Raw genomic sequence first — 9,219 nt, 5'->3', positions numbered from 1 at the left:
GGGGATCTCGGTGTCGACCTTGTCGGTCGAGACCTCCAGCAGCGGCTCATCGGCCTCGACCGACTCGCCGACCTCCTTCAGCCAGCGGGTGACGGTGCCCTCGGTGACGCTCTCGCCGAGCGCCGGAAGGACCACGTCCGTGCCCACGGCGCCACCGGCCGGAGCAGCCTCCTGGACGACGGGGGCGGCAGGGGCGGCGGGGACGGCGGCCGTGGGGGCCTCCTGGACCGGCGCGGGAGCCGGGGCGGCCGGAGCCTCCTGGACCGGGGCCGGAGCCGGAGCGGCGGCCGGAGCCTCGGCGGCGGCGGGAGCCGGAGCGGCCACGGGCGTGCCCGAACCGTCGTCGATGACGGCCAGCTCGGCGCCGACCTCCACCGTCTCGTCCTCAGCGACCTTGATGGACGCCAGGATGCCGGAGGCGGGGGCGGGGATCTCGGTGTCGACCTTGTCGGTCGAGACCTCCAGCAACGGCTCGTCGGCCTCGACGCGCTCGCCCTCGGCCTTCAGCCAGCGGGTGACAGTGCCCTCGGTGACGCTCTCGCCGAGCGCCGGAAGGGTTACGGAAACCGACATGGTTTCAGTTGCTCCTAACGGTGGGATCTCCCCAGCTCAAGCGAAGCGCGAGCGGAGAGGAAGTGCGGAAGTGGTCGGCGTGCCCGAGGGGCTCGGACTGCTCAGTCATGGGCGTGCAGAGGCTTGCCCGCGAGGGCGAGATGGGCCTCGCCGAGCGCCTCGTTCTGGGTCGGGTGCGCGTGGATGAGCTGCGCGACCTCGGCCGGCAGAGCTTCCCAGTTGTAGATGAGCTGAGCCTCGCCGATCTGCTCGCCCATCCGGTCACCGACCATGTGGACGCCGACCACGGCACCATCCTTGACCTGGACGAGCTTGATCTCGCCCTGGGTCTTCAGGATCTTGCTCTTGCCGTTGCCGCCGAGGTTGTACTTGAGGGCGACGACCTTGTCCGCGCCGTAGAGCTCCTTGGCCCTGGCCTCGGTGACGCCCACGGAGGCGACCTCGGGGTGGCAGTAGGTCACCCGGGGCACACCGTCGTAGTCGACCGGCACGGGGTTCAGCCCGGCGAGCCGCTCCGCCACCAGGATGCCCTCGGCGAAGCCGACGTGCGCGAGCTGGAGGGTGGGCACCAGGTCGCCGACCGCGGAGACGGTGGGGACATTGGTCCGCATGTACTCGTCGACCAGGACATAGCCGCGGTCCATCGCGACGCCCTGCTCCTCGTAGCCGAGACCGGCGGAGACCGGGCCGCGGCCGACCGCGACCAGCAGCACCTCGGCCTCGAAGGTCTTGCCGTCCGCGAGGGTGACCCGGACGCCGTCCTGGGTGTACTCGGCCTTCTCGAAGAAGGTGCCCAGGTTGAACTTGATGCCGCGCTTGCGGAAGGCGCGCTCAAGAAGCTTGGAGCTGTTCTCGTCCTCCACCGGGACCAGGTGCTTCAGGCCCTCGATGACGGTGACGTCGGCCCCGAAGGACTTCCACGCGGAGGCGAACTCGACGCCGATCACGCCGCCGCCCAGCACGATCGCGGACTGCGGCACGCGGTCCAGCGTCAGCGCGTGGTCGGAGGAGATGATGCGGTTGCCGTCGATCTCCAGGCCCGGCAGCGACTTCGGCACGGAGCCGGTGGCCAGCAGGATGTGGCGGCCCTGGACCCGCTGACCGTTGACGTCGACCGAGGTGGGCGACGACAGCCGGCCCGCGCCCTCGATGACGGTGATCTTGCGGGAGGCGATCAGACCCTGGAGCCCCTTGTACAGGCCCGAGATCACCTCGTTCTTGTACTTGTGTACGGCGGCGACGTCGATGCCCTCGAAGGTGGCGCGGACGCCGAACTGCTCCGACTCACGGGCCTGGTCGGCGATCTCGCCGGCGTGCAGCAGAGCCTTGGTGGGGATGCAGCCGTAGTGCAGGCAGGTGCCGCCGAGCTTGTCCTTCTCGATCAGGGCGACGTCCAGGCCCAGCTGAGCTCCGCGCAGCGCCGCAGCGTAACCGCCGCTACCGCCGCCGAGGATCACTAGGTCGAAAACGGTGCTGGCGTCGTTCGCCACGTCACGTCCTCCATGCATGTGCGCCGGTCGCCGGGGGTCCCCTCACCCGGGGGAACCGGCCGTTCGGCTGGTGTGCGGCCGATGTCTCGTCGGCCCTTCGGTCGGGCCCTGTCCTGCCGAGGACCCATCTTTGCACTTGTTGCGGAAAGACGGGACGCGGGGCCGGTGTCTGGGAGCGTCTGATCGATCACCCCATGGGCCACCGGTCCGTGGGAACGCCCGGAGAGCCCGGCTGATTCCATCGAATTCCATTGAATTTCACTGAAACGGGCATTTCATCGACAGCGAACGGGCTGCCGGCCGGTGACCGCCTGGGTGACCGCATGGATACGGCCCCGGGGGCGGGCCCGGGGCCGTGTCCATGCGGTACGGGAGCGGCCTCAGCCGAGGTCGCCCGCCGCGATCCGCTCCGCCAGCCGCACCAGGGTGCGCACCGAGGAGCCGGTGCCGCCCTTGGGGGTGTAGCCGAACGGCGCGCTCTCGTGGAACGCCGGGCCCGCGATGTCCAGGTGCGCCCAGGTGATGCCCTCGCCCACGAACTCCTGGAGGAAGAGACCGGCCACCAGGCCGCCGCCCATCCGCTCGCCCATGTTGGCGATGTCGGCGGTGGGGGAGTCCATGCCCTTGCGCAGATCGGCCGGGAGCGGCATCGGCCAGGACTGCTCGCCGACCTCCTCGGCGGTCTCGTGGATCGCGGTGCGGAACGCCTCGTCGTTGGACATGACGCCGAAGGTGCGGTTGCCGAGCGCGACCACCATCGCGCCGGTCAGGGTGGCGACGTCCACGATGGCGTCCGGCTTCTCCTCGGACGCCTTCCACAGCGCGTCCGCCAGCACCAGCCGGCCCTCGGCGTCGGTGTTGAGCACCTCGACCGTCTTGCCGCTGTACATCCGCAGTACGTCGCCGGGGCGGATGGCCGTGCCCGAGGGCATGTTCTCGGCGAGCGCGAGCCAGCCGGTGACATTGACCGCGAGGCCCAGCCGCGCGACGGCGATGACGGCCGCGAACACGGCGGCGGCGCCGCTCATGTCGCACTTCATCGTCTCGTTGTGGCCGGCCGGCTTCAGCGAGATGCCGCCCGAGTCGTAGGTGATGCCCTTGCCGACCAGGGCGAGCGTCTTGGCGTCCTTGGAGTGGGTGTAGGTCAGCTTCACCAGGCGCGGCGGGTTCTCCGAGCCCTGGCCGACGCCGGCGATGCCGCCGAAGCCGCCCTTGACCAGCGCCTTCTCATCGAGGATCTGGACCTTGAGACCGTGCTCCTTGCCCGCGGCGGCGGCCAGGTTCGCGAAGATCTCGGGGGTGAGGCCGTTCGGCGGGGTGTTGATCAGGTCACGGGCGCGGTTCAGCTCCTCGGTGACCGCGAGAGCGCGCTCGGCGGCGGCCTTGTACGCCTTGTCGCGCGGCTTGGCGCCGAGCAGGGCGACCTCGGCGAGCGGGGCCTTGGCGTCCTTGCGGTCACCGCTCTGGTAGGCGGTGAAGGCGTACGCCCCCAGCAGCGCGCCCTCGGCGATGGCCTCGGCGTCCTCGGACGCCTCGATCGGCAGCGCGAAGGCGGCCTTCTTCGCTCCGGCGAGCACCCGGGAGGCGGTTCCGGCGGCCCGGCGCAGGGTCTCGGCGGCGAAGGCGTGGTCCTGCTCCGGCACGGTCCCGAGACCGACCGCGAGCACGACCGGGGCCTTGATGCCGGACGGCGAGGGGAGCTTGGTCACCTCGCCCTCGGCGCCGGTGGCCCCGAGGGTCTCCAGTACGGCGGCGAGCTTTCCGTCGAACGCGGTGTCCACAGCTTCCGCGCCGGGCGCGACGACCGGGCCCCTGGCGCCCTTCGCCACACCGACGACGATGGCGTCCGCGCGCAGCGTCGCGGCGCCGGCGGTGCTGAGAGTGAGAGCAGTCACGGTGGTGAAATCTCGCTTCCGTTGAGTTCCAGGGCCTTTGGGGCCGTTGAAGGGGATAGGTCGACATCCCGCCCTGGGAAAGCGTACGCGCGGGTACCGGCCTCGTTCACAGCGGCGGCCGTTCACCCCTGGGCGGAGTCCGCCGGGCGGCCGGGGCGAAGAGCGTACGCCCCCCGAACTGCCGCGGGCGGGGCCGGGGTTGCGGCCTCTCCCGGCTGGACGGCGCGGCGGGCGTCCGGCCCGGCCCGGCAGCGGCCGGGCGCCGAACCCACTCGGACGGGCGGTGGCCGTCCGCCGCTGAAACGGATCCGCACGCCCGCCGGTTCGATCGGTGCCGTGCCGCTGTGGTCCCGTGCCTCCGTGGTGCCGTGGTCCCGTACCGCCGTGGCGCGGGCGGGCCCGCGCCACGGCGTCAGCCCAGTACCAGCGCTGCCAGCGAGACCGCCGCCGCCGTCTCGGCCAGCGCGCCGAACACGTCGCCGGTGACCCCGCCGAAGCGCCGTACGCAGTGGCGCAGCAGCAGTTGGGCCGCGATGAGCCCGGCCAGGACCGCGAGCGCGTACTGGGCCGCGCCCCAGGCGGCGGACCCCGCGCCGCCCGCGTACGGGAGAGCGCCCGCGCCCGCGCACACCGCCGTCACCAGGGCGGCCACGGCCAGTGCGGTGCGTACGGGCACGGTTTCGGCGACCGCGGCGCCGAGGCCCTCGGGCCGGGCGGCCGGGACGCCGGTCCGGGAGGCGAGGGTGAGGGCGAGCCGGGCCGTCACCCCGGAGAGGACCGCGGCGAGCGCGCCGTGCGCCCAGCTCTCGCCGTACAGCTCGGCGACCGCCGCGATCTGCGCCAGCAGCACGAAGAGCAGGGTGATCACCCCGAACGGGCCGATGTCCGAACGCTTCATGATGTGCAGCGCGTCCTCGGCGGGCTTCGCGCTGCCGAGCCCGTCGGCGGTGTCGGCGAGTCCGTCCAGATGGAGCCCCCGGGTGAGCACGGCCGGTACGGCGACGGTCGCCACGGCGGCGAGCGGCGGCCCGGAGCCCAGCAGGAGGAGGAGCGCGCCGGCCGCCGCCGCGGCGAGACCCACCGCCAGACCCGCCAGCGGGGCGCAGAGCATTCCGGCGCGGGCCGCGTCCCGGTCCCAGCGGGTGACGCGGACGGGCAGCACGGTCAGTGTGCCGAAGGCGAAACGTATCCCGGTCGTACCGCTCATCTCACCCATACCGCTCCGCCGTCGAACTCACCGCCGAAGCGTAGCCCGTCCCCGGGCGCTCCGGACGGTAGGTTGCGCATACCGCGTGAAGAGCAGCAAATGGGAGCAATTCCAATGGGCCGCTGGTTCTACGACAACATCATCGAGCCGGGCAAGCTCCCCATGCTGCTGGCGCTCGCCTCCTTCGTCCTCACCTTCGCCGTCACCCGTACCGTCACCCGGCTGATCAGGGCCGGCCGCGGCCCCTTCCGGAACATCACCCCCGGCGGTCTGCACATCCACCATGTGGTGCCGGGGGTCGTGCTCACCGTCGTGGGCGGCTTCGGCGCGACCGGCAGCGGACAGTACGGCCTGGCCGCCGCCGGTTTCGCGATCGTGTTCGGGGCGGGCGCGGGACTGGTCCTCGACGAGTTCGCGCTGATCGTCCACATCGACGACGTGTACTGGACCGAGGAGGGCCGCAAGAGCGTGGAGGTGGTCGTGCTCGCCATCGCGCTCGGGGCGCTGGTGCTCGGCGGGTTCTCGCCCCTCGGCGTCGACACGCTCACCCCCGAGGAACGCCAGAGCCGGACCGTCTTCCTGCTCACCCTGGCGCTGAACTTCGTGCTCGTACTGATCACCCTGGCCAAGGGCAAGCTGCGGATGGCGCTCATCGGCACGCTCGTCCCGTTCGTGGCGGTCTTCGGCGCGCTGCGGCTGGCCCGGCCCGGCTCCCTCTGGGCCCGGCGCTGCTACCGCGAACGGCCCCGTGCCCGCGCCCGGGCCGCGCTGCGGTCCTACCGTCACGACCGCCGCTGGGACCGGCCGCGCCGCAGATTCCAGGATCTGATCGGCGGCGCCCCCGACCGGCCGGCGCGGTCGCGGTCGCGGTGAACACCGCGACCGCGCGGCCGGTGAATGCCGCGGTCGCGCGGTGTTCACCGCCGGCTCTCCAGATGTCTGCGGTGCAGCCACTTGGGCAGCCCCGGGGCCTCCAGGAAGCCTTCGGCGCGGCCCGCGGCGATCCCGATGCGCAGCAGATCGGCGCTCTTCTCGAAGAGCAGGAAGCGCGGTTCCCAGATGGGCCGGTACTTGGCGTTGGCGCGGTAGAGCGACTCGATCTGCCACCAGCGGGAGAAGAAGCTGAGCAGGGAGTGCCAGAGCCTCAGGACCGGGCCCGCGCCCAGCCGGGAGCCGCGCTCGAAGACGGAGCGGAACATCGCGAAGTTCAGCGACACCTGGGTGATCCCGAGGTCCGCCGCGTCCCGCAGCAGCTCGATGACCATGAACTCCATCAGCCCGTTCTCACCGGCGCGGTCGCGCCGCATCAGATCGAGGGAGAGCCCCTTCGGGCCCCAGGGCACGAAGCTGAGCACCGCCCGCAGCTCTCCCGCCGCGTCGGTGCACTCCAGCATCACGCAGCGGCCGTCCGCCGGGTCGCCGAGGCGGCCCAGCGCCATGGAGAAGCCGCGTTCGGTGGCGCCGTCGCGCCAGTCGTCGGCGCGGGCGAGCAGCAGCTCCATCTCCTCGGGCGGGATCTGTTCGTGGCGGCGGATCCGTACCCGGTAGCCGGCCCGCCGGACCCGGTTGTACGCCTGGCGCACGGTCCGCATCGCCCGCCCCTCCAGGGTGAAGTCGGCGGTCTCCACGATCGCCTCGTCCCCCAGTTCCAGCGCGTCCAGCCCATGCCGGGCGTAGACGGTCCCGGCCTCCTCGCCCGCGCCCATCACGGCCGGGATCCAGCCGTGGCGGCGGGCCTCGGCGAGCCAGGGGGCGATCGCGCCGGGCCATGCCTCCGGGTCGCCGATCGGGTCCCCCGAGGCGAGGGCGACCCCGCCGACGACCCGGTAGGCGACGGCGGCCTTGCCGGTGGGCGACCACACGACGCTCTTCTCGCGGCGGAGCGCGAAGTAGCCGAGCGAGTCCCGGTCGCCGTGCCGCTCCAGCAGGGCGCGCAGCCGTTCCTCGTCGTCCTCGGTGAGCGGGTCGACGGCGCGGCGGGAGCGGAAGGCCGCGTAGACCACCGCGAGCAGCAGCGCGGTGGAGGCCCCGTTGACGACGACGTCGACCCAGCCGGGCGTCGCGATGCCGGGGAAGCGGGAGTCGTCGGCGGCCAGCGAGACCAGCCGCATGACGCCGTAGCGCCAGCGCTCCAGGAACGTGGAACCGCCGGTGGCCGTGTTGGCGGCGGTCACCAGCAGCGCCGCGAGCAGCGAGGTGACCAGCAGCCCGCCGGCCGCGACGGCGGCGGCGAGCCGGGGGTTGGAGCGGTCGCCCACCGCGTAGAACTCACTTCGGCCCAGTACGAGCGCGATGACGAAGGCACAGGTCAGCGCGAGGGAGACCCAGTTCTGGGCATGCTCGCGGATGCCGGGTTCGGCGGCGAAGGCGAGGGCGAAGAGCAGCAGGAAGAGCCCGCCGAGCACCAGGTTGAGGATCCACGCGGCCCGTTTGCGGCGGCCCATGGTGATCGCGAGGAAGAGGGTGAGGACGCCGGAGGCGAAGCCCGCCGTCAGCAGATAGGGGGTGAAGTAGTCGTCGGTGTTGTGGCGCCGGACGTCCTGTCCGAGCGAGACCCATACGGCGCTCAGGAAGTTGATGAAGGTGACCGCCCGCAGATACCAGACGGCGAAGGCGGCCGAGCGGCGTGAACGGACCGTGCCCCGGCTCGCGCCGTGCCCCGTCCCGGGGCGGGAGGCGGTACCGGAAGCGGCGACCGCGACTTCGGTGGAGCTGGGGCTGAACAAACGGACCTCTCCCATGAAACGTGACGATATGGGGCATCACAGATCATGGTGGATGACGGTACGGCCGCCGTCCTGGCGGCGGCCGTACCGACGCGTCCGTCAGTCCGTGTCGCTCCCCGGGGGCGCCGCCGCCGACTCCGCCTCCGCTTCGCCGGCGCCGCTCTCCCGCTCGGGGCCTTCCGTGCCCTCTGCGCCCTCTGCGCCCTCCGCGCCCTTCGTGTCCTCCGTGCGCTCCGGCAGTTCGGCGCTGAGCGCCGCCGCAGCCTGGACGAAGGGGAGTGCGAGCAACGCCCCGGTTCCTTCTCCCACAGTGACGCCATGATCGAGCAGCGGGTTGAGCGCCATCCGGTCCAGCGCCTTCGCCTGGGCCGGCTCGCCGCTGACATGACCGGCCAGCCACCAGTCCGGGGCGCGGAACGCGGCACGCTGGGCGACCAGCGCGCAGGCCGCCGAGACCACCCCGTCCAGGATCACCGGCATCCGGCGCACCGAGCTCTGGAGCAGAAAGCCCGTCATGGCCGCCAGATCCGCGCCGCCCACCGCCGCCAGCAGCTCCAGCTGGTCCCCGAGCACCGGCCGGGCCCGCCGCAGCGAGTCCCGGATCGCCGCGCACTTGCGCATCCACGCCAGATCGTCGATGCCCGCGCCGCCGCGCCCGGTGACCACCGACGCGTCCGTGCCGCAGAGCGCGGCGATCAGCGTCGAGGCGGGCGTGGTGCCGCCCACGCTCACATCCCCGAGCACCACCACATCGGTCCCCGAGTCGGCCTCCTCGTCGGCGATCGCCATCCCCAGCCGCACCGCCCGCTCGGCCTCGTCGGCGGTCAGCGCGTCCTCGACGTCGATACGCCCGCTGCCGCGCCGCACCCGGTGGCGCACCACCTCGTCGGGCAGCAGCGCCGGATCGCAGTCGAGACCGGCGTCCACGATCCGCACCGGCACCCCCATCCGGCGGGCGAGCACCGCGATCGGGCTCACGCCGTCCAGGGTGGCCCGCACCAGCCGGTGCGCGCCGCCGGCCGGGCGGCCGGAGACCCCCAGCCCGGCCACCCCGTGGTCACCGGCGAACAGCACCACCCGGGGATGCTCGACGGGGGCCGCCGGGACCCGGCCCTGCGCCGCCGAGAGCCACTCGCCCAGCTCGTCGATCCGGCCGAGCGCGCCGGGCGGGACGGCCAGCCGTTCCCGGTGTTCCTCGGCCACACGCCGGACCCCGCTGTCGGGGCGCTCGATCAGATCGGAGAAGTCATCGAGATTCAGCCTGCTCATTCGCCGAACAGTACCCGCCCGACCGCACCCGGGTCCGGGGGTGCGGGAGCCTGGGCGGC

General features: G+C 72.7%; 7 protein-coding genes. 1 reads left to right on the top strand and 6 read right to left on the bottom strand.

Annotation, left to right across the window (positions count from 1 at the left end):
- The 4 genes from FF041_RS12575 to FF041_RS12560 all read right to left on the bottom strand — a co-directional run.
- On the bottom strand, positions 1–573 hold a 573-nt coding region (locus FF041_RS12575), incomplete at its 3' end, for a biotin/lipoyl-containing protein (protein ID WP_323391804.1).
- 101 nt (positions 574–674) lie between these two features.
- The gene (gene lpdA / locus FF041_RS12570) at positions 675–2,063 is read right to left on the bottom strand and encodes a dihydrolipoyl dehydrogenase (protein WP_323372422.1); all 1,389 of its coding nucleotides are present in this window, start codon (positions 2,061–2,063) and stop codon (positions 675–677) included.
- Positions 2,064–2,443: 380 nt separating this feature from the next.
- Entirely contained in the window at positions 2,444–3,958 is a 1,515-nt protein-coding gene (locus FF041_RS12565; protein WP_323391803.1) for a leucyl aminopeptidase, read from the bottom strand.
- Between the two features lie 412 nt (positions 3,959–4,370).
- The gene (locus FF041_RS12560; protein WP_407698144.1) at positions 4,371–5,165 is read right to left on the bottom strand and encodes an adenosylcobinamide-GDP ribazoletransferase; all 795 of its coding nucleotides are present in this window, start codon (positions 5,163–5,165) and stop codon (positions 4,371–4,373) included.
- Between the two features lie 114 nt (positions 5,166–5,279).
- Between FF041_RS12560 and FF041_RS12555 the strand changes: the two genes are divergently transcribed.
- Positions 5,280–6,038: a hypothetical protein gene (locus tag FF041_RS12555; RefSeq protein ID WP_153522913.1), complete on the top strand. Its 759-nt coding sequence runs from the start codon at positions 5,280–5,282 to the stop codon at positions 6,036–6,038.
- Positions 6,039–6,082: 44 nt separating this feature from the next.
- On the opposite strand, the gene FF041_RS12550 is transcribed toward FF041_RS12555, so the two are convergent.
- Positions 6,083–7,906, bottom strand: a complete 1,824-nt coding sequence (locus FF041_RS12550; RefSeq protein ID WP_153522894.1) for a phosphatidylglycerol lysyltransferase domain-containing protein — start codon at positions 7,904–7,906, stop codon at positions 6,083–6,085.
- 84 nt (positions 7,907–7,990) lie between these two features.
- Positions 7,991–9,160 (bottom strand): nicotinate-nucleotide--dimethylbenzimidazole phosphoribosyltransferase, encoded by a 1,170-nt coding sequence (cobT, locus tag FF041_RS12545; RefSeq protein ID WP_153522893.1) that lies wholly within the window; start codon positions 9,158–9,160, stop codon positions 7,991–7,993.
- Positions 9,161–9,219 lie beyond the last annotated feature (59 nt).

It is taken from the genome of Streptomyces jumonjinensis (genome assembly GCF_009600885.1).
GTDB lineage: Bacteria > Actinomycetota > Actinomycetes > Streptomycetales > Streptomycetaceae > Streptomyces > Streptomyces jumonjinensis.
The sequence above is the reverse complement of the archived record's forward strand: the minus strand, read 5'-3'. Positions and strand labels throughout refer to the sequence as shown.